Origin of the sequence: Arthrobacter sp. CAN_A214 (genome assembly GCF_015751955.1) — a bacterium.
In the GTDB taxonomy this organism is placed as follows: Bacteria; Actinomycetota; Actinomycetes; order Actinomycetales; family Micrococcaceae; genus Arthrobacter_D.
Genome location: NZ_JADOUU010000006.1, coordinates 87,710 through 108,776, shown reverse-complemented (window position 1 = coordinate 108,776; position 21,067 = coordinate 87,710). Strand labels below are relative to the sequence as shown.

The window sequence follows — 21,067 nt, the reverse complement described above, 5'->3', positions numbered from 1 at the left end:
GTACCTCACGCTGCCTTGAAAGGGGCTTTCTTGGCCGATAGGAGGCAGTCCATGCGCGATTGTAGCGCCTCACGGGGTAGAATAGGAGCAGCTATTTCCCGTACAACCCCTGTGAGGAGTCGACCGCGCCTGTGGCACAAGACAACGAGTTGAACGCTGATGATGTCCAGGTAGGAGTCAACGAATCCCCAGCCCTCGAAGCTATTCCTCCCCGGGAGTACGGGGCGAGCGATATCACCGTGCTCGAAGGACTTGAAGCGGTCCGTAAACGCCCGGGAATGTACATCGGATCGACCGGTCCGCGGGGTCTGCACCATCTGGTCTACGAAGTGGTGGACAACTCGGTGGATGAGGCGTTGGCCGGCTATTGCGATCACATCCAGATCGCGTTGCTCGCCGACGGCGGGGTCCGTGTCATCGACAACGGGCGCGGAATTCCGGTCGACATGCACCCTACCGAGGGAAGGCCCACCGTCGAGGTGGTCATGACCATCCTGCATGCCGGCGGAAAGTTCGGTGGAGGTGGTTACGCGGTTTCGGGAGGCCTTCACGGAGTGGGTATCTCCGTGGTCAATGCCCTCTCGAAGCAGGTTGAAACCGAAGTCAAGCGGCAGGGTTTCGTCTGGCACCAGTCCTTCGCCGACGGCGGGAAGCCTGTCGGGGAACTCCGGCAGGGCGAGGAAACGTCCGAGACAGGGACCACCCAGACGTTCTACGCGGACGACTCGATTTTCGAGAGTGTCGAGTTCGATTTCGAAACGCTCCGGGCACGCTTCCAGCAGATGGCTTTCCTCAACAAGGGGTTGAAGATCACGCTTGTCGATGAGCGCGTCGACTCCATCGAGGACGAAGTCACCGATTCGAGCGGCTCGGCTGCAGACGGGGCAGAAGACGCTCCGAAGCATCGCCAGGTTGAATACAAGTACGAGAACGGGCTGCTCGACTATGTGCGCCACCTGAACTCGTCGAAGCGCGTGGAGGTGATCCACGACGACGTCATCGCGTTCGAGACCGAGGACACCGACCGCAAGATCGCTGTCGAAATAGCCCTCCAGTGGACCACCGCGTATTCGGAGAGCGTCCATACCTACGCCAACACGATCAACACGCATGAGGGTGGAACCCACGAAGAGGGCTTCCGGGCCGCGATGACCACGCTCATCAACAAATATGCGCGCGATAAGAACATCATCAAGGAAAAGGACGACAACCTCACCGGAGACGACATCCGTGAAGGGCTCACCGCCGTCATCTCGATGAAGCTCTCCGAACCCCAGTTCGAGGGCCAGACGAAGACCAAGCTGGGAAACTCCGAAGCCAAGGGATTTGTGCAGCGCGTCGTCACCAACCAGCTGGGAGATTGGCTGGAACGCAATCCCGGTCCCGCGCGTGACGTCATCCGTAAATCGATCCAGGCTTCCCAGGCCCGGCTTGCAGCACGGAAGGCCCGCGAATCAACGCGCCGAAAGGGACTCCTTGAATCGGGGGGCATGCCCGGAAAGCTCAAGGACTGCCAGTCCAAGGATCCGTCGAAGTCCGAAATCTACATCGTGGAGGGCGACTCTGCGGGCGGTTCGGCCGTTAGGGGGCGCAATCCGGAGACACAGGCCATCCTGCCGCTGAGGGGAAAGATCCTCAACGTGGAACGGGCACGGCTCGATCGCGCCCTCGGGAACAGCGAGGTGCAGGCCATGATCACCGCGTTCGGCGCGGGGATCGGCGAGGACTTCGATGTGGACAAGGCCCGATACCACAAGATTGTGCTCATGGCCGATGCCGACGTCGATGGCCAGCACATCACGACGCTGCTGCTGACCCTCCTCTTCCGGTACATGCGCCCGCTGATCGAGAGTGGATTCGTTTACCTCGCGCAGCCACCGTTGTACCGCATCAAATGGTCGAACGCGCCTCACGACTACGTATTCAGTGATCGGGAGCGCGACGAGACGATCAAGATGGGGCTGGCCAACAACCAGCGCCTGCCGAAGGACAACGGCATCCAGCGCTACAAGGGCCTCGGCGAGATGGACTACACCGAGCTTTGGGAAACCACCATGGACCCGGACCACCGGACACTTCTCCAGGTCACGATGGATGACGCCGCGGCGGCCGACCAGGTGTTCTCGGTACTCATGGGCGAGGACGTCGAGTCCCGCCGGAACTTCATTCAGCAGAACGCAAAAGACGTACGTTTTCTCGATATCTAGGTGGTTGGTTCCGGCATTCTGCCGGCGCTACGAAATAAGTGCGGACTTAGGGTCCCTGCCCGAGCTTGCGAGGGAAAGGGAGAAGTCCAATCAGGCGCCTACACAGAACACCGGAACCATCCATAGGTTCGGCCACGTCTCCTGCAGGGCACAAGACATTACGAACGGAACTGACTTATGAGTGATGACATTCCCGGTCCCGACTTCCCCCTTGAGGGTGAGGTTCTGACGGACCGCATCGAGCAGGTTGACCTGCAGACCGAGATGCAGCGGTCCTACCTCGACTACGCCATGGCCGTCATCGTCGGGCGTGCACTTCCCGACGTCCGTGACGGGCTGAAGCCGGTCCACCGCCGCGTGCTGTACGCGATGTTCGACGGCGGCTACCGCCCGGACCGCTCCTTCAACAAGTGTGCCCGCGTGGTCGGCGAAGTCATGGGCCAGTACCACCCGCACGGTGATTCGGCCATCTACGACGCCCTGGTCCGCCTCATCCAGGACTGGACCATGCGCTACCCGCTTGCGCTCGGTCAGGGCAACTTCGGGTCCCCCGGCAACGACGGCGCTGCCGCCCCGCGGTACACCGAAACCAAGATGGCGCCGCTGGCCATGGAAATGGTCCGCGATATCGACGAGGAAACCGTCGACTTCCAGGACAACTACGACGGCAAGAACCAGGAACCAACCATCCTGCCGTCGAGGTTCCCGAACCTGCTGGTGAACGGGTCCTCCGGCATCGCCGTCGGCATGGCCACCAATATTCCGCCGCACAACCTCCGTGAAGTAGCCGACGGCGTGCAGTGGTACCTGCAGAATCCCGGTGCCTCGAAGGAGGAACTCCTCGAGGCGCTCATCGAGCGCATCAAGGGCCCGGATTTCCCTACGGGGGCCACGATCCTCGGCCACAAGGGAATCGAGGACGCCTACCGCACCGGCCGCGGTTCGATCACCATGCGTGCCGTGGTGAATGTCGAGGAGATCCAGAACCGCACCTGCCTGGTGGTCACCGAACTGCCGTACCAGGCGAACCCGGACAACCTCGCGATCAAGATCGCCGACCTGGTGAAGGACGGCAAGATCAGCGGCATCGCCGATCTCCGTGACGAGACCTCCGGCCGCACCGGCCAGCGGCTCGTCGTCGTCCTCAAGCGCGACGCGGTGGCGAAGGTGGTGCTGAACAACCTCTACAAGCACACGCAGCTCCAGGACAATTTCAGCGCCAACATGCTGGCCATCGTCGATGACGTTCCGCGCACCTTGAGCCTCGATGCCTTCATCCGGCACTGGGTAACCCACCAGCTCGAGGTCATTGTGCGGCGTACCCGGTATCGGCTGCGCAAGGCGGAGGAAGCAGCGCACATCCTGCGCGGTTACCTCAAGGCCCTCGATGCCCTCGACGAGGTGATCGCGCTGATCCGCGCATCCCAGACGGTCGACGACGCCCGAAGTGGGCTGATGACGCTGCTCGACATCGACGAACTGCAGGCCGCGGCGATCCTCAACATGCAGCTGAGGCGGCTCGCCGCACTCGAGCGGCAGAAGATCCAGGACGAGCACGACAAGCTCGAGCGTGAGATCACCGAGTACCAGCGCATCCTCAACTCAAGCGAAGTGCAGCGCCAGATCGTGTCGACGGAACTCCAGGAGATCGTGGACCGCCACGGCGACGATCGCCGGACCGAGATCCTCATGGGCTATGACTCCGACATGAGCATGGAGGACCTCATTCCCGAAGAGGAGATGGTGGTCACCATCACCCGCGGCGGTTATGTGAAACGGACCCGCAGCGACAACTACCGGCAGCAGGCCCGCGGGGGCAAGGGGATCCGGGGGGCCCAGCTGCGCGGTGACGACGTCGTCGAACACTTCTTCGTCACCACTACGCACCACTGGCTGCTGTTCTTCACCAACCTGGGGCGGGTTTACCGCGCGAAGGCGTATGAACTGGTCGAGGCCGCACGTGATGCGAAAGGGCAGCATGTCGCGAACCTCCTGGCGTTCCAGCCGGACGAGAAGATTGCGCAGGTGCTCGACCTTCGGGATTACCAGCAATCCCCGTACCTCGTCCTTGCGACGAAGCGCGGGCTGGCCAAGAAGACGCGGCTCGAGGACTACGACACCAATCGATCCGCCGGAGTCATCGCCATCAACCTGCGTGACAACGATGAGCTCGTTTCGGCCCAGCTGGTCTCCGACACCGACGACATCATGCTCGTCTCCCGCAAGGGGCAGTCGCTGCGCTTCACGGCGAACGACGACGCCCTGCGGCCCATGGGACGTGCCACGTCCGGTGTGACCGGGATGAAGTTCCGCGAGGACGACGAACTCCTCGCTGCGAACGTCGTCAGCGATGACTCGTTCGTGTTCATCGTCACCGAGGGGGGGTTCGCCAAACGGACGAAGGTGGATGAGTACCGGGTGCAGGGTAGGGGTGGCCTCGGCATCAAGGTGGCAAAACTCGCCGAGGAACGCGGTGACCTGGTCGGGGCGTTGATCGTCCAGGAAGAGGACGAGGTCCTCGTCGTCATGGGCGGAGGAAAAGTGGTGAGATCCGCCGTGACGGGTGTGCCGGCCAAGGGCCGGGACACCATGGGTGTGATCTTCGCCAAGCCGGACAAGACCGACCGCATCATCGCGGTGGCGCGCAATAGCGAGCGGAGCGTCGCGGTCGAGGAGGGGCTCATCGATGACCCCTCAGAAATAGATGCCGACGTCGAAGTGCTCGATACCGTGCCAGCGGAAGATACGGATTCGTCGCAAGGCAGTATCGATGAAGTACCGTTGTCGACAGAAGAAACGGCTGAGCCTGACGCTGAGTCGCCGGAACACGGAGGTAGCGAGTGAGCTCGGCCAACACCAACCCACGGTCACCCAGTGGCCAAGTGAAGCAGTCCAGTAACGGGCCAAGGGTCAGCGCGCCCGCCCGCCCCTCCCAGAAGCCGTCGGCTTCGGGAAGCCCGAAGCCGGCGTCCCGGCCGAACCTGGTCAAACCGGCCCCGAAGGCCAAGGCCCGCAAGGCACGCCTCCTGGTCAGCAAAGTGGACCCCTGGTCCGTGCTGAAGATGTCGTTCCTCCTGTCGGTCGCACTCGGAATCGTCACGGTGGTGGCTGCCATCGTGATCTGGACCGTGCTCGACCTCACCGGCATCTTCGACGGCGTCAACGAGTTGCTGCGCGAGATCGCCGGCTCGGAGAGCGGAGGCTTCGACCTGCGACAGTTCGCCTCGCTGGGCCAGGTGGTCTCGTTCGCCACCATCATCGCTGTGGTGAATGTGGTGCTCCTGACCGCTCTGGCCATGCTCGTGGCGGTGCTCTACAACATCTCCTCCACCCTCGTGGGCGGCATCGGCGTGACACTCACCGACGACTGATACAGCAACCTCATCGGGCCGCTGCGGCGATTTGATGAATCCCGAGCTGCTACTGTAAAGTCGTATCTCGGCCCGATGAGGTATCGGGGCGTATAGCTCAGGCGGTTAGAGCGCTTCGCTGATAACGAAGAGGTCCCAGGTTCAAGTCCTGGTACGCCCACGGATCCACCACTGGTAGGTACTGCGAGGAGATTGCTGTGAAGAAGCTGATGTTCGCGGCGATCACCGCTGCAGGAGTGCTTCTCTACAAGCGGTGGCAGGATTCGGAGAATGAAAAAGCGGTCTGGAGTGACGCAACCGACACGGTTGAGTAGCATCGGAGCCCGGCTGGTTGAGGTAGACTGGCTGAGGTCCAATTCGGGGGCATGGCGCAATTGGTAGCGCACCTGCTTTGCAAGCAGGGGGTTCGGGGTTCGAGTCCCCGTGCCTCCACCGAATGGATGTCCCCGGCCACAGGCCGGGGACATTCGGCCTTAAGCGCCAGAGTTAGGGTTACCTAGTGGTCGTCTTCCTGTTGATGCTCGGCGTGCTCGGGGTGTCGGCTTCCGGCCCCATCATGGCGGCAACTGCAGCTCCAGCCCTGGCGATCGCTTTCTGGCGCAACGCGCTGGGTGCACTCATCATGGGCGGTCCCGCCGTGGTGTCCAAGCGGGCTGAGTTCGCCGGTCTCGGGCGCCGGGATTTCTACCGGCTGACAGTAGCCGCCGTGGCACTCGCCCTCCATTTCGCCTGTTTCGTCACTGCGCTCAAGCTCACCTCAGTGGCAGCCGCCACAGCCCTGGTCTGCCTGCAGGTCGCCTGGATAGCGCTGTTCGATGCCCTGAGGGGAAGCAGGCCGTCCGCCGCCGTCGTCCTGGGTCTGGGAATCGCTTTCCTGGGGGTGGTCATCATCACCGGCTTCGATCTTTCACTGTCCCCCCAGGCACTGTTGGGGGACGTCCTTGCGCTGGCAGGCGGAGCGCTGGCAGGGATCTACCAGATGGCCGGTGCGGCCGCCCGCCGCACCCTGTCCACGGGAACCTACACCACTCTGTGCTACGGAGGGTGCGCCGCGATCCTGCTCGGAATGTGCCTGATGTTCGAACAGCCCCTCAGCGGGTTCCCACCGGCCGCCTGGGCCGGAATCCTCGCGGTGACGCTCGTGGCACAGATCATGGGGCACTCGGTGTTCAACCACCTGCTCGCAGTGATGAGTCCGCTGGTCGTGTCGATGGTGATCCTCCTCGAGATTCCGGGAGCCGCCGTGCTGGCCGCAGTCTTTCTGGACGAGCAACTACCGGCGGGCACCTATGTCGGCCTCGGACTGATCCTCGTCGGACTCGCCGTCGTCGTGCGGGGGCAGGGGCGTCGCCGTTCCCGGAAGGCGACCCTGGACGCCGCGGGAGGACCACCTCCGGTACTGGGAGGAAACTGACCCGTCCTGGTTAAAAGGAAAAGGCGGGAAGACGTCCCGGGAGAGGGACGATCTTCCCGCCTCGGCGGTATTGAACTCAGCCCTCGTTGTTGGACGGCTTCGCAGTGTTCCTGGCAGCCTCGGTGGAATCCTTCGCCTTTTCCGCAACGGCTTCCGCCGCCTTGTTGGCCTTGGTGCCGGCCGCGGGGGTGGTCGTGTTGCTGGCTGCGGCACGGTTCGCTGCATCCTTGATGTCAGCGACCACCTCCTTCGCCTCGTCAGATTTCTCGACCGAGACGGGTGCGGGGGTCGCCTTCACCGGCGCCGGAGTCTTCCAGGGATCCTCGACCGGCTTCGAAGCGCGCCAGGCAGCGGCACCGGCCGTGATTGCAGCCGCAACAATGCCGAGAATCAGCCAGACCTTGGAGGACCCGCGCTTCTGCTGGTCCTCCTGGCGCTTCTTGAGGTCTTTCGAGGCCTGAAGCGTGGCTGCTGCCCACTTCTTCTGGATGTTCTTCACGGCTTTCTTGTCACCCGTGACGCGGATGACAGCGTCGGCGACCCGCGGCGGAACGGTCGCGTCGGCAAGGGCACGCGACGCCGTATCGGCGGCTTCGCCGAGCTTGTAGGACAGGGCGGGAATGTACCCGTCGACTACCTTGCCCTTCGCAGAAACCAGGGCCGGGCCGGCCTTGTCCAGCGTTCCCTGGATCCGCGGGGTGGTGGTGTCGATGACCTGGGTGATCCGCGGCCCTACAGCATCGATGCGGTCCTGGATGATGGGGGTGACGGTCGCGATGCTTCCGGAAATCCCCGAAGCGGCCTTCCGCACGCTGTCCTGGATGACCGGGCTCGCCGTACCGACGCCTTTGTCCCAGTGGGGTTTGGCCCAGCCGTAAGCGGCGTCGACGTGCGGGGTGGCCCAGCCACGTGCGGCTACAACGTGGGGGGTTGCCCAGGTGCGGGCAGCGAGGATACCCGCGAGGACTCCCTCGTCGAACTCCCGGCTGGTCGTTTTGCCTGTTGTTTTGTTCTTCACAAGTACCTCCAAGGATGTATGGCTCGTTCCTGCCAGCCTACGGCCAATGGGCAGGGCGTGCTATCAGTGCTGCCTATTCACGGATTTTTTCACTGTGCGCGGAAAGCGGTGACACCGGCGGTTCGGTCGCCCGCCCGTGGAAGAATGGCACAATGACTGCTATTCCAACCGCACAGGCCACCATCCAGACCAACCAGGGCACCATTCTGGTCAACCTTTTCGGCAACCATGCTCCGAAGACCGTCAAGAACTTCGTCGGTCTCGCGACCGGCGAGATCACCTGGACCCATCCGGAAACCGGCGAAGAGACGAACTCGCCGCTGTACAACGGAACCATTTTCCACCGGATCATCAAGGACTTCATGATCCAGGGCGGGGATCCGCTCGGCCAGGGAATCGGCGGACCGGGCTACAAGTTCGACGACGAGATCAACCCGGACCTCAACTTCAACGAGCCCTACAAGCTCGCTATGGCCAATGCCGGTACCCAGGGTGGACGCGGCACGAACGGATCACAGTTCTTCATCACGTCGGTGCCCACCACCTGGCTGCAGGGCAAGCACACCATCTTCGGAGATGTCACCGATGAGGAATCCCGGAAAGTGGTGGACAAGCTCAACGCCATCGCTACTGACATGCGCGACAAGCCCCTCGAGGACGTCGTCATCAGCAGCATCACCGTAGAACAGCAATAGAAAAACCTGTGACCTACGGAGTTCCCGCACCGGACCCACGCCAGGAAGCCCCGGTATGTGCGCGGCACCCGGATCGCATCAGCTATGTCCGGTGTCAACGCTGCGGGCGCCCGGCCTGTGCAGAATGCCAGCGACCGGCAGCCGTGGGATTCCAGTGTATGGACTGTGTGCGGGAACAGGCGCGGAACATCGCGGCCACACGGACCGCTTTCGGTGGTGTAGCACGGGCGGGCCGGCCGGTGATCACCTTCTCCATCATCGGTATATGCGTCGCCTTGTTCCTGCTGCAGCTCGTGTCTCCGCTGGTGACCGGCACGTTGCTGTATGCGCCCTATTACACGGCCGGTGTTCCGGGAGTGGTGGAGCCTGAACCGTGGCGCATGCTGACGGCGGCTTTCCTTCACTCACCCAGTTTCCTTCTCCACATCGCGTTCAACATGTACGCGCTCTGGATACTCGGTCAGGCCCTCGAGCCGATGCTGGGCAGGACAAGATTCCTGGCGCTGTATCTGCTGGCTGCTGTGGGTGGCTCCGTGGGGGTCCTGCTTCTTGCGGGCTTCAACCAGGGGGTTGTCGGGGCATCAGGAGCAGTTTTCGGCCTCTTCGGAGCACTGTTCATCATCCAGCGCAAAACCGGCGGGGATGTCCGTCAGATCGTTGTCCTGATCGCCATCAATGGTGTTCTCGGGTTCGTGGTGCAGGGCATCTCCTGGCAGGCCCACCTCGGGGGATTGCTTACCGGCGCGGTAGGCGCAGCCGTGTTGGCCTACGCTCCGAAGGGACCTCGGCGTGCAGCGCTCCAGTGGGCGGGGCTGGCCGCGGTCGCCGCCGTGCTTGTTCTCCTGACCTTCCTGGGAGTGTTCCTCCTGCCGATCTAGGTGGGGCACCGCACTATCCCTATGGCCCGTATTCCTTTGGATGCGGGCCATAGCTGTTGTTATCCACAGCGATTATCCACACGGGGTATAACTTACACACATGTAATTCCACATCTGTGGATAAGCTGGGACTGAAGTTACCCGATACAATCCGCAGTATCGGTGAAGTTGTTCACAGCTGTGGATAACTTAGTGCACAACGTGTGTACAAATCACCGCTCGCGCTTTTGGTAAGCCTTCGCAGCTTCGGTGCTGCTGCGGCGATAATGGATGAATGGTCTCTCGCCCGAACAGCGCCCATTCGGGTGTATCCCTCAGTGAGCAGCATCCCCGTGATTGATCCGGCCTCAGCAGAAGCGTCCCTGTTGGACCGGGTGGGTCTCAGAACCCGCATCGGACTGTGTCAGTTGCCGCTCACTGCCATCCTCGTGTGTATCGTCCTCGCTGCCCCTGCCGCCTGGCCGGGGATGTTGAATGAGCCGCTGTTCCAGGCGTCACTCCTGGTCCACGTGCTCCTGCTGATCTGCTGCTGGGCCTTTCCGTGGGAACGCCTGCCTCATCATGCTTCGCTTCTCATCCCATTGGGTGACATGGCGGCCCTTACCCTTTCCCACCTCGGTGCGGCCGAATTCCTGTCCAGCTTTCCGATCCTGCTGATTTTTCCGGTGATCTGGCTCTCGGCTTCCAACAGCTTCCCCGGGTTCTCGGCATTGATCAGTTTTCTGGGACCCCTGCTGATCATCGCGCCTCCCCTCCTCGGCCGTTCCACGCCTCCTACGGCGACGGAAGCGACCGGCGCGGTGCTGATACCGGTCATGCTGCTTGCTGTCTCGCTCGGGGTCCGCTTCGTTACGGCGAACATGGCACTGCAGCAGCGCAGACTGGAGAAGAAGGATGCGGAGCTCCGGCAACTGCTAGAGGTGAGCAGTGAGCGTGAAAGCCTCCTGCAGACCATCCTCGATACGATCGATATCGGCTTGATCACCGTCGATGAGACCGGGAAAACCATGCTGACGAATCACCAGCACGAGTTTTTCGAGCGTTCCACAGCCTCGCAGGGTGACGCTGATTCCGAACGGCACACGCTTGCGCTCTTCGGACAGGACCGCAAAACGCCGCTGCCGGAAAGCAGGTGGCCGGTTACACGGGCTGCTGCCGGAGAGACCTTCGGTGACTATCTCGTGTGGGTTGGCGAGGGTTCCACGGCTCGAGCGCTTTCCACTGCCGCACGGACCATAGAGACGGAATCGGGCAACTTTCGGGGAGCCGTTCTTGCCTACAACGACGTCACCAGCCTGGTCGAGGCGCTGAGAGCCAAGGACGAGGTGATAGCTACGGTGTCCCACGAGCTACGGACACCGATAACCTCGATAGTCGGCAACCTCGAATTCGCTGCCAACGCGAATAGCCCTGAAGACGCCTCCCGTTATGTCGAGATCGCCTACAAGAATGCCGAACGCCTCAGCGAGCTGGTATCCAGTCTGCTGCAATCAGGTTCGGCCGGAATGAAGGTCTATCCGCGTGAAACGGATTTCGCCGGGTTGATCGACTCCGTGGTCGGGTCAGTACTTCCCCAGGCAGCAGCCGCAGGCATTGACATCAGGACCGATGTCCCGGCGCCGCTGTGGACACATACCGATCCCCTGCGAATGGCGCAGGTCCTCGACAACCTTCTCTCGAATGCCATCAAGTATTCGCCGGAAGGTGGAGTGGTTGCCATTCGGGCGCGGGCCGACGACGGACTGCTCACGCTGGATGTTCAGGACACAGGCATTGGATTGTCCCCACCGGATGCAGCACGCGTGTTCGAAAGATTCTTCCGGGCCAAATCAGCTCGGGCATCATCGATACCGGGGACAGGACTTGGTCTGGCAATCACGAAAGCCATCGTGGAGGGCCATTCGGGAACCATTTCCTGCGCGAGCAAACCAGGGTACGGCTCGATTTTCACCATCAGCCTCCCCGCCCGATCCTGAGGAATGGAGTCTACCCCCGGGCCTGTTCCTTGAATCGTGCTGCAGGGGATACCGTGGCCGCGAGCCGGGCATCAAGGGTGCAGGGACTCGTGCGGGCCGATCCTCAGCGCCAGCGCGTGGTCATCAAGAACCCGACAATTGCTATCCCGAACCCGGCCATGATGTTCAGGGAACCCCATGGCTGCACTGGAAGAGTCCCTTCGGAGATGTAATAGGTGATGATCCACAGCAAGCCGATAATCATGAGGCCGAACATCACGGGTTTGTACCAGACCGGATTGGGCTTGGGCTCGGCCGAAACTGCTGCTCGTGCGGAAGCCGGCTTCTTGCGGCGTTTCGATTCTGGCACAGGTCCTCCTTGATGGGCCGGCTGGGTACCAACCGGGCTACGTTTGATGCGGCAATGCCGCCCGACGCTGAAGCCCCGCTGGTCAGCAGGGATCCTGCGCCTTTGAACCGGCATGGTTTCTTGTCGATTCTAGCCAATGCACCCAAACCCGGGACGGTGGACCGCTGCCGGGTCCGAGCGGATCAGGCAGCGGCGGCTGGAAGCGTATCATTGCATGTGCGGTATTCGGGCCATGGCCGGATCCGCTCACCGATTCCACGATTGGCACTTCTCCAATGACTGATACCACCAGAATCCTCGTTGTCGATAACTACGACAGCTTCGTCTACACCCTCGTGGGCTACCTGCAGGAACTCGGAGCGGAAACCACTGTCGTCCGGAACGACGACGTTACGCTCGCTGAAGCTGCTGAGCTCGCCGAAAGCCGGGATGGCGTCCTGATTTCACCGGGGCCAGGGGCACCTTCCGACGCCGGAATCTGCGTGGACCTGATTCGCTGGTGCGGCGCCAGCAACAAGCCGATGCTCGGAGTCTGCCTGGGACACCAGGCACTGGCCGAAGCGTATGGCGGCTCGGTAACGCACGCGCCCGAGCTCATGCACGGGAAGACTTCGCTGGTGGAGCACGATGCCACCGGCATCTTCGCCGGACTGCCGTCGCCGGTCACGGCCACCCGGTACCACTCGCTCGCCGCAGTCAGCGACGACGTCCCGGCGCAGCTCAATGTCACCGCGCGCACGGCGAGCGGGATCATCATGGGTCTGGAACATCGGACGGCCCCGCTGTGCGGCGTGCAGTTCCATCCTGAATCAGTCCTGACCGAGGGAGGCTACCAGATGCTCGGCAACTGGCTGGAGTCGCTCGGTCTTGAGGGGGCGGCAGCGAAGGCATCGACCCTCAGCCCCCTGATCGCGCGCTAGGGCGTTCAGTTACCTTCCGGGAGGGACGACGGCGACGGTGAAGTGGTTGTTGCTGGAGGTGACGTCTCAGCCGTCGATTCCGAAGAAGGAGTCGCGGAAGGACTCGGTGTAGGAGTCGGTGTCGGAGTCGTAGTGGGACTCCGCGGGGGTACAGGTTCCGTAGCGGGGGCAGCTACCTGGATGACGATCTCGGTTCCCTGAGGAACCTCGCTTCGGGCGGCGGCGCTCTGGTTCGTCACGATGCCCGGCTCGACCACACTGTTTTCGACGATATCCACACGGTACGGCAGCATCACGTCCGGATCGTTCAAGAGTGCTGTCGCAGCCGCCTGTGGCAGGTCGACCAGCAACGGGACGGTCACCCGGCCATTGGACAGGACCAGATCCACTGCGCCGCCGGCCGGCACGGACTGACCTGCCTCCGGGGAAGATGAGACCACCCGGCCGGCTGTGACCGTCGCGCTGGTGGCCTCGGTCACCCGACCCACCCGCAGGCCGGCATCCTCTAGGGATGTCCGGGCCGAGGACTCGGTCAGACCCCGGATCGATGCAGGAACCTCGACGTTGGCGGGTCCTAATGAGAGGACCATCGTGACCCGGCTGTCGGGATCGACGCGTCGGCCGGCGTCCGGATCGGAGGAGACGACAAGGCCCTGCTCGACGTCGGAGTTGTGCCGCTCGGTGAAAATGGGAACCAGACCCGCCCTCGATAGTTCGTCGGTCGCCTGTGCTTCGGTCAGGCGTTCGACCACCGGAACTTCGACGAGCGGAGAGGCCTCGGGGGCAGGATTCAGGCTGTTGAGGAAGAAAAAGCCGGTCGCGAGGACGAGGATTACCGCAGCAATGAAAACAGTCAGCCAGGCCGCCCGTGCGGATCTCCGCCGCCGGCGTTCGCCGTCGTCCTCCCGTGGTGCGATTCGCTGTTCCTGTTCGGCGGTGTGAGCACCGAAGGAGGTTCCTGCCCTAGGAACTGCGGTCATGGAACGGGTATGAGTATCGGTGTTCCGGGAAATGGCCGCCGGAGCGGCCCGCACCGCCGGCTGGAGGATGGTCATCGCCTGCGTTCGCTCGCCGGCGTCGGGTGCCAGTAGGACGCCGCGGCCGGCCGCTTCGAGAGCAGTACGAAAGGAGGCCGCATCCTGGAAGCGTTCCTGGCGATCCTTCGCAAGGGCCCTCGTCAGTACCGAGTCCAGCGCTGGACTGACTGCGGGGTTCACTGAGCTGGCAGCTCTGGGTTTCTCTCGCACGTGCTGGTAGGCGACCGAGACGGGACTGTCCCCTGTGAAGGGGGGCCTGCCGGTCAGTAGTTCATACAGCAGGCATCCTGCGGAATAGAGGTCGCTGCGGGCGTCGACCGTCTCACCGCGTGCCTGTTCAGGGGACAGGTATTGTGCAGTGCCGATCACTGCCTGGGTCTGGGTCATGGTGGCAGCTGAATCGGCCATTGCCCGCGCGATTCCGAAATCCATGACCTTGACGTGCCCATCGGGTGTGATCATCACATTGGCGGGCTTGATGTCGCGGTGGACAATGCCCGCGCGGTGGCTGTACTCAAGTGCCGACAACACACCGGACAGGTGTTCGAGCGCGTCCTCCTGAGGAAGGTTGCCGGCTCGAACGATGTCGCGAAGGGTGCACCCGGCGACGAATTCCATCACGATGAACGGAACCTTCACCTCGTGTTCCGGCCGGTCCGGCACTTCCTCCTCGCCGGTGTCGTACACGGCGACGATGGTGGGGCAGTTGAGGCCCGCGACGGCCTGTGCTTCGCGCCGAAAGCGTGATTGGAAGAGCGGATCACGGGCAAGATCCTTCCGGAGGATCTTGATCGCCACCGCACGTCCGAGCCGGAGGTCACGGCCGAGATGGACATCAGCCATTCCACCCCTGCCGATGAGCTCGCGGACCTCGTAACGTCCGTTGAGAATCCGTTCAGCGCTCATGCGGCATCACCGTCGCTACCGGTCATGATCCCTGGGATGAGGCGGACGGCGTTGGAGTGGCGGTGGGTACGAGCGCGGGCGCGGGTGCGGAGCCGGCGGTGGGTGATGCCGAGGTGGGCTCCGGCTCCGAGGTGGGCTCCGGCTCCGAAGTGGGCTCGGGCTCCTGGGTGGGTTCGGGAACGGTGGTTGCCGGGGGGCCGGAAGACAGCGTGTACGCAACCTGTGAACCTGCTGGAACGAGGGCGCCCGTCTGGGGATCCAGACCGATCACCGTTCCTGCCGGAGCTGATGAGACCTGCGTTCCCCCGTTCACCGGCTCCAGCCCGGCTTCGGTGAGGCGCTGCCGCACTGTCGCTTCGTTCTGGTTGATGAGGTTGCCGGGGACGTTGACTTGTTCGGGACCGTCCGAATAGGTCACCGTGATGGTGTCGCCCGGGCTGAGTGTTCCTACGGGGTCGAGGTTCAGGACGACACCCACGTCCTCGCTCGAGCTGACTGGCACACGGGATACTGCAAGGCCGAGGGCACCCAGTTCAGCGGCCACCTCATCGACCTGCCGTCCCTGGTACTGCGCAGCGGAAATAATGATCTGCTCCACTTCGGGAGTGGTCTCTTCCGCGGAGGGCGGCGAGGAAGAAGCCGGGGGGGAACTCGACGGCGGCGTACTGGAGCGCGGCGATGAACTCGAACTTGTTGTCGCAGCCGGGGCCGGGTCGGTGCCGTCCCCTGCGAGCAGTGGACCGATGACCAGGGCGGCGATGGCCAACAGCGCCAGCAGAAGCAGCACGATGAGTGGAATCAACCAGGGGCTCCGGTGGCGTTCAGCCTCCTCGGGAGGATCCCTGCGGTCGATGTCCTCCTCCGACCAGTTGCGTGACGCGGCGATGGCGCCGGCTGCTGCAGCGGGAGCTGCGACGGTCGGCAGTGCGGAAGTTGACGGGGCCGGAACTGCCCGGGTCGCTGCAGTGTCCTGACGAGGGACAGCTGCGGTGGCGGCGCCCGCGGGACCGCCGAAGAGCAGCATGCCGGGCACAGCAGCCTCGGCCGCCGTCGTGTTGCCGGCGCGGATGGCATCCACCGCGCGGGCCAGTGCCTCGGCATTGGCTGGGCGGTCTGCCGGATCCTTGGCCAGCATCGAGGCGATCAGGGCCCGTACCGGCCGTGGTATCGATTCCGGTAGCGGCGGCGGTGCGTCGTTCACCTGTGCCAGGGCGATCGCTATCTGGGATTCTCCGGAGAACGGGCGTCGGCCCGCAAGCAGCTCATAACCGATCACGCCGAGCGCGTAGATATCGCTCGACCCGGTGGCGGGCTGCCCGGTGGCCTGCTCGGGTGCAAGGTACTGGGCCGTACCCATGACCTGACCCGTTGCGGTCAGCGGAACCTGATCGGCGAGGCGAGCGATGCCGAAGTCGGTGATCTTCACGCGATTGTTCGGCATTACGAGGATGTTTCCCGGTTTCACATCCCGGTGGACGAGTCCCTGACGGTGCGCGACGGCCAGGGCGGTGGCCGTTTGCCCGACGATCGAGAGGGTGCGGTCCGGTGAGAGTACCTGCTCCTTCTCGATCACCGCTGACAGCGGCTGTCCTGGAACCAACTCCATCACCAGGTAGGCCGACCCGCCCTCTTCGCCGTAGTCGAAGACATTGGCGATACCTTCATGGCTCAGGAGGGCTGTATGGCGCGCCTCGGCCCGAAACCGGTTGAGGAAGGCCGGGTCGCCGGAATATTCCTCTTTGAGGATCTTGATGGCGACCACCCGGCCGAGCACCTGGTCACGGGCTTTCCAGACCTCACCCATTCCGCCGATGGCGATGCGGTCAGTGAGCTGGAACCTGCCGCCGAGGGTGATTCCCGATGTAGGCCTCACTGGTTGAGCACCGCCTCTATGATTCTTTGTGCACTGGGACTTGTCAGTTGGCTTCCGGTGGCGATATCCACGTTTTCCATCACGATGGACACCGCAACCTGCGGGTCGTCGGCAGGAGCAAACCCGGTGAACCATGCGTTGTCGCCGATTTCGGTGAGCTCCGCCGTGCCGGTTTTACCAGCAACCTCAACGCCGGAAACCTGCGCGCCGCGGGCTGTTCCATTCTCCACCACGTTGACCATCCACTCTGTCAGCTGGTCGGCGGTGTCGCGGCTGACGGGCTCGTTGAGGACCTCGGGCTGGGGAGAGTCGAGCAGTTCAAGATCCGGAGCGCGGACCGCCTTGATGAGGTTGGGCTTCATCAGCACGCCGTCGTTGGCGATCGCTGCGCTGACCATGGCCATCTGCAGTGGCGTCACCTTGACGTCGTACTGCCCGATGGCTGAATAGGCGAGCAGCGCCTGGTCCAGTTCGTCCGGGAAGGAACTGGCAACCACCCGGGTTGGAATGGAGAACTCCTCACCGAAACCGAAAGCCTGGGCCTGCTCCTGAATGCGCTCCTGACCGAGTTCCCACGCGATCTGCGCGAACGGTGTGTTACAGGACTGCTCGATGGCGAATTCGAGATCCGCTGTATTTCTCGAAGCGCAGTTGCCGTTCACGTAGTTCGGCAGCGTCTCGGATGATCCAGGAAGCTCGAGGGAGGCGGGATTCGGTATTTCGGAGTCCTCGTCGAACAGACCGGATTCGAGGGCTGCTGCGGCGACGATCAGTTTGAAGACCGAGCCCGGGGCGATGAGTGATTCCGTGGCCGGATTCGTATAGATCGACAGACCCGGCACTTCCGACAATTCAGCCACATTCTGGACGACGACGCTGGTGTCGTGGTTGGCAATGAGGTTGGGGTCGTAGGAGGGCTTCGACGCCATGGCAAGGATGTTGCCGGTCTTCGGCTCCGTCACAACGATCGTGCCCTTCTGGCCATCCGGAATCAGGTCGAAGGCAAGTTGCTGGAGCTGCGGATCGATCGTCAGCTCGATGGAGGCGCCGGCAACCTGGTCGCCGGAAAACAGACGTACGAGGCGGTCATAGAAGAGTTCGTTGCTCGTACCGGAAAGCAGTTCCGATTCAGCCTTTTCCAACTGGGTGGACCCGTTGACCAGCGAGTAATAGCCAGTGAGGTGGGCGTAGAGGTTGGGCTGGTTGTACACCCGCTGGTAGTTGAACTGGTCGTCGGACGGCACCGATTCCGCAACGGCCCGGCCATCGACGAGGATCGCGCCGCGCGGCTGCCCGAATTCCTGGTAGAGCTGCCGGTTGTTCCAGTCGTTCGTGCTCAAGGCTTCGGCCTGGAAGAACTGCACGTAGGTCAGGGATCCGAGGATCAGCGTGAACATCCCGATCGCTACCATCCAGGATCGGCGGATTGCCTGGTTCATCGGGCGGCCTCCGTGGGGTGTCCGGGGGTGGGTTTACCGTTCATGCCGATGGCATCGGGAAAGGAACTCGTCAGAGGGCCACTTGGTGCCGGACGGCGTGCCGTTTCGGAGATCATCAGGAGAAGAGCCACGATCAGCCAGTTGGCGAGCAGCGAAGAACCACCGGCGGACATGAAAGGGGTGGTGAGGCCGGTCAAGGGGATCAATCGGGTGATGCCTCCGATGACGACGAAACATTGCAGCGCGATGGTGAAGGAGAGCCCGCAGGCGAGTAGCTTCCCGAAGCCGTCCTTCGTACCCAGGGCTGCGCGGAATCCCCGGGATACGAGTACTACGTAAAGCATGACGATGGCGCTGATGCCGATCAGTCCCAGTTCCTCACCGAGGGCGGCGATGATCATGTCGCTGTTGGCATAGGTGACGAGATCCGGCCGTCCCTGGCCGAAGCCGGTTCCCACGAGCCCGCCGCTGGCGAGCCCGAACAGACCCTGCACCACCTGGCCGCTGCCCCCGGGGTTCCGGTTGTAGACCTCGGGGTCGAAGGCATTGATCCAGCTGTCGAAGCGCAGAGCCACATGGCTGAACAACTGCAGCGCGACATACCCGCCGACACCGATCAGTGCCAGCCCGATCAGGACCCAGCTCACTCTGCTGGTTGCCACGTAGATCATGGCCATGAAGAGGCCGAAGAAGAGAATGGAGGATCCGAGGTCCCGCTGGAAGATCAGTACGCCGATACTGACGAACCACGCGGCGACCATGGGCGCGAGGTCCTGGAACCGCGGCAGTTGCAGTGGGCCGATTTTCTTGCCCGCCAGGAGGATGAGGTCCCGGTTCGTGGAAAGATATCCGGCGAAGAAGACGGCCAGCGTGATCTTGGCGACTTCACCCGGCTGGAAGGTTCCGATGCCCACTGAGATCCAGATCCTCGCACCATTGATCTCGAGCCCAAGCGGGGTGAGGGGCAGCAGGAGTAGAACGGCACTTCCGATGAGGGAGATGTAGGTGAAGCGCCGGAGGATCCGATGGTCCTTGAGGAAGACCAGCAGCACCGCGGCAGCACTGATTGCCACGCCCGTCCAGAGCAGTTGCTGGGGAGCGACAGGGCTGAAGGTCGCCTCACTGATGCGGGTGAGATCCAGCCGGTGGATCATGGCCAGGCCGATGCCGTTGAGGGCTAGAACGATCGGAAGTATTACTGGGTCAGCATACTTGGCCCGGATCCTGAGGATGATGTGGATCAGCAGTCCCATGCCCAGGAAGGTGAAGGCCTGGGTCCAGAAGTAGGAGTTGAACTGCTCCTCCCGGTCCAGCCCGGCGATGTAGTTCGCTCCGATCGCAACGGCCAAAGCGACAAGCAACAGGAGGGCTTCCACATTCCTGCGGGATCTTGGAACAGTCATCACATCGCTCATCGTGAACCTCCATCACACGTCATCTGAGGCTGCGCCTCTCCGGATGGGCCGTCCCCGGCCGGATTGCTGGTGCTCGGCGCAGGGCTGGTGGATGGTTCAGCGGTAGCAGTCGGGGCCGTCGTCGGAGTGCCGGTCGCGTTGTCCGGTGCAGTCGGGGCCGAAGTGGAGGTACCTTCACCGGGGTCGCACGGAACTGCCCTGAGCTCGCCGCGAAGGTCCTTCACAATCCGCTCGGCTTGCTGCAGGTCACTCGTCGGCAAGGTGTTCATCAGGCGGGACCTTTGGTACTCGGGCAGGTTCGAAACCGGAATATCCGTCACCTCGTAGACTTCACTGAGGCGGAAAGGGCCCACGCTCTGCGGGACGCCACTGTAGATAGCGACCTTGTTCTGCGATGCGGCAACGTAGTAGCGGGTCTGCGTCCAGGTGTACCCGAAACCGACGACGGCAATCAGGATCAATGCCATCAAGCCGAGGAACGCCGGCATCAACCAGCGGCGTCTCGCCGGAGCGAGGTCCGGGTCAACCGTCGCCTCCCCTCCGGCTGACGTCTCGCCGCCGTGAGTCAGCATCATGGCGGCCCGGCGTTCGCTGGAGCGCTGCGTCACGATCGGAATCTGCCCGGTCTCAGTCGCAAGGGCGGCCGAACCGACGAGGACATGCGGACGGGTCAGCAGGTCCTCACGGATGATGTCGGCGCGTATGGCAGCACCGGGGAGCTCACCGTCGTCGATGGCCGGCGAGCCATCGCCGCCTTCGGAATCGGCGGCGGGACCCTGCTCGCGCTCTCCCGCTGCTTCCCGGACAGGAGGAATGATGGGGGGAGGCAACACCTCGTCGTCGTCGGCCTCCGCCACTTCCACGATCGCCACGGTGACGTTGTCGGGGGAGCCACCCGTGAGGGTCAGCTCCACAAGCGCGTTGACGCATTGCCGCAGGTCCACCGTCTCCCGAAAGACCTGCTCCACGACGTGTTCGCTGAGCACTGCATTCAACCCGTCCGAACACAGCAGCCATCGTTCGCCCGGGGCGACATCGAAGGATTCGAGGTCAAGCTCCGGACTTGCATCGACATCCCCGAGCACACGCATGAGGACATTTTTGTGCGGATGGACCTCAGCCTCCTCGGGCCTGAGCCTGCCTTCGTCAATGAGCCGCTGCACGAAGGTGTGGTCCTTGGTGATCTGCTGAAAGACGCCGTCCTTGAGGCGGTAGGCACGTGAATCACCGATGTGCGCGAGTTCGAGCCGGTTTCCGTCGAGGAGCAGCGCGGTGACAGTGGTGCCCATGCCGGCGAGCTGGGTATTGGTGCTGACGAGCTCCGACAACAGGGAGTTGGCCGTCTGGATCTCATCCGCAAGGTGGGTACCGGCGTCCCCGGCATGATCGCCCCGGTCGAGGTGCACCAGGTCGAGGACGGTGGAGGCCGAGGCGACGTTGCCGCCCGCATGGCCACCCATTCCATCCGCCACGACCGCCAGATAGCGTCCGGCGTAGGCCGAGTCATCATTTTTCGAGCGCACCATGCCGACATCCGAGCGCGCCGCAAACCGTAGAACAAGAGCCATG

16 protein-coding genes and 2 tRNA genes are annotated in these 21,067 nt (G+C 63.0%); 11 read left to right on the top strand and 7 right to left on the bottom strand.

What is annotated here, in order from left to right; translation table 11 throughout:
* Positions 1-131 precede the first annotated feature (131 nt).
* The 7 genes from gyrB (at position 132) to IWX65_RS07790 (ending at position 6,992) form a co-directional block, all read left to right on the top strand.
* Positions 132-2,207, top strand: coding sequence for a DNA topoisomerase (ATP-hydrolyzing) subunit B (gene gyrB, locus IWX65_RS07815; RefSeq protein WP_442859175.1), 2,076 nt, complete (start codon positions 132-134; stop codon positions 2,205-2,207).
* Between the two features lie 177 nt (positions 2,208-2,384).
* A complete protein-coding gene (gene gyrA, locus IWX65_RS07810) occupies positions 2,385-5,051 on the top strand; it encodes a DNA gyrase subunit A (protein WP_196881855.1) in 2,667 nt (888 codons plus the stop codon).
* Between the two features lie 38 nt (positions 5,052-5,089).
* Positions 5,090-5,578, top strand: a complete 489-nt coding sequence (locus tag IWX65_RS07805; RefSeq protein WP_442859174.1) for a DUF3566 domain-containing protein — start codon at positions 5,090-5,092, stop codon at positions 5,576-5,578.
* 86 nt (positions 5,579-5,664) lie between these two features.
* Positions 5,665-5,738: transfer RNA gene (locus tag IWX65_RS07800), tRNA-Ile, on the top strand.
* Between the two features lie 37 nt (positions 5,739-5,775).
* A complete protein-coding gene (locus IWX65_RS17745) occupies positions 5,776-5,892 on the top strand; it encodes a DLW-39 family protein (RefSeq protein WP_334683729.1) in 117 nt (38 codons plus the stop codon).
* A gap of 45 nt (positions 5,893-5,937) precedes the next feature.
* A tRNA-Ala gene (locus IWX65_RS07795) sits at positions 5,938-6,010 on the top strand.
* Between the two features lie 67 nt (positions 6,011-6,077).
* Positions 6,078-6,992 (top strand): DMT family transporter, encoded by a 915-nt coding sequence (locus IWX65_RS07790; RefSeq protein ID WP_334683728.1) that lies wholly within the window; start codon positions 6,078-6,080, stop codon positions 6,990-6,992.
* Positions 6,993-7,068: 76 nt separating this feature from the next.
* Here the strand turns inward: IWX65_RS07790 and IWX65_RS07785 are convergent, their stop codons facing one another.
* Positions 7,069-8,010, bottom strand: a complete 942-nt coding sequence (locus IWX65_RS07785) for a hypothetical protein (RefSeq protein WP_196881853.1) — start codon at positions 8,008-8,010, stop codon at positions 7,069-7,071.
* Between the two features lie 152 nt (positions 8,011-8,162).
* On the opposite strand from IWX65_RS07785, the gene IWX65_RS07780 reads away from it, so the two are divergent.
* The 3 genes from IWX65_RS07780 (at position 8,163) to IWX65_RS07770 (ending at position 11,559) form a co-directional block, all read left to right on the top strand.
* Positions 8,163-8,705, top strand: a complete 543-nt coding sequence (locus IWX65_RS07780) for a peptidylprolyl isomerase (protein WP_026532681.1) — start codon at positions 8,163-8,165, stop codon at positions 8,703-8,705.
* Between the two features lie 8 nt (positions 8,706-8,713).
* Complete coding sequence (locus IWX65_RS07775; protein WP_196881852.1) at positions 8,714-9,583, top strand: rhomboid family intramembrane serine protease; 870 nt, start codon at positions 8,714-8,716, stop codon at positions 9,581-9,583.
* 317 nt (positions 9,584-9,900) lie between these two features.
* Positions 9,901-11,559: a sensor histidine kinase gene (locus IWX65_RS07770; RefSeq protein WP_334683727.1), complete on the top strand. Its 1,659-nt coding sequence runs from the start codon at positions 9,901-9,903 to the stop codon at positions 11,557-11,559.
* A gap of 103 nt (positions 11,560-11,662) precedes the next feature.
* On the opposite strand, the gene IWX65_RS07765 is transcribed toward IWX65_RS07770, so the two are convergent.
* On the bottom strand, positions 11,663-11,908 hold the full coding sequence (locus IWX65_RS07765) for a cell division protein CrgA (RefSeq protein WP_196820357.1): 246 nt from the start codon (positions 11,906-11,908) through the stop codon (positions 11,663-11,665).
* A 275-nt stretch (positions 11,909-12,183) separates the two neighbouring features.
* Between IWX65_RS07765 and IWX65_RS07760 the strand changes: the two genes are divergently transcribed.
* Entirely contained in the window at positions 12,184-12,828 is a 645-nt protein-coding gene (locus IWX65_RS07760) for an aminodeoxychorismate/anthranilate synthase component II (RefSeq protein ID WP_196881850.1), read from the top strand.
* A gap of 5 nt (positions 12,829-12,833) precedes the next feature.
* On the opposite strand, the gene pknB is transcribed toward IWX65_RS07760, so the two are convergent.
* Genes pknB through IWX65_RS07735 form a run of 5 tightly spaced genes read right to left on the bottom strand, consistent with a single transcriptional unit; the run spans position 12,834 to position 21,066 of the window.
* The gene (gene pknB, locus IWX65_RS07755; RefSeq protein ID WP_196881849.1) at positions 12,834-14,771 is read right to left on the bottom strand and encodes a Stk1 family PASTA domain-containing Ser/Thr kinase; all 1,938 of its coding nucleotides are present in this window, start codon (positions 14,769-14,771) and stop codon (positions 12,834-12,836) included.
* Between the two features lie 22 nt (positions 14,772-14,793).
* The gene (locus IWX65_RS07750) at positions 14,794-16,644 is read right to left on the bottom strand and encodes a protein kinase domain-containing protein (RefSeq protein ID WP_196881848.1); all 1,851 of its coding nucleotides are present in this window, start codon (positions 16,642-16,644) and stop codon (positions 14,794-14,796) included.
* A complete protein-coding gene (locus tag IWX65_RS07745; RefSeq protein WP_196881847.1) occupies positions 16,641-18,083 on the bottom strand; it encodes a peptidoglycan D,D-transpeptidase FtsI family protein in 1,443 nt (480 codons plus the stop codon). Before IWX65_RS07745 ends, IWX65_RS07750 begins: the two co-directional genes overlap by 4 nt.
* A complete protein-coding gene (locus IWX65_RS07740) occupies positions 18,080-19,498 on the bottom strand; it encodes an FtsW/RodA/SpoVE family cell cycle protein (RefSeq protein WP_196881846.1) in 1,419 nt (472 codons plus the stop codon). Before IWX65_RS07740 ends, IWX65_RS07745 begins: the two co-directional genes overlap by 4 nt.
* Positions 19,495-21,066 (bottom strand): PP2C family protein-serine/threonine phosphatase, encoded by a 1,572-nt coding sequence (locus tag IWX65_RS07735; protein ID WP_334683726.1) that lies wholly within the window; start codon positions 21,064-21,066, stop codon positions 19,495-19,497. Before IWX65_RS07735 ends, IWX65_RS07740 begins: the two co-directional genes overlap by 4 nt.
* Position 21,067 lies beyond the last annotated feature (1 nt).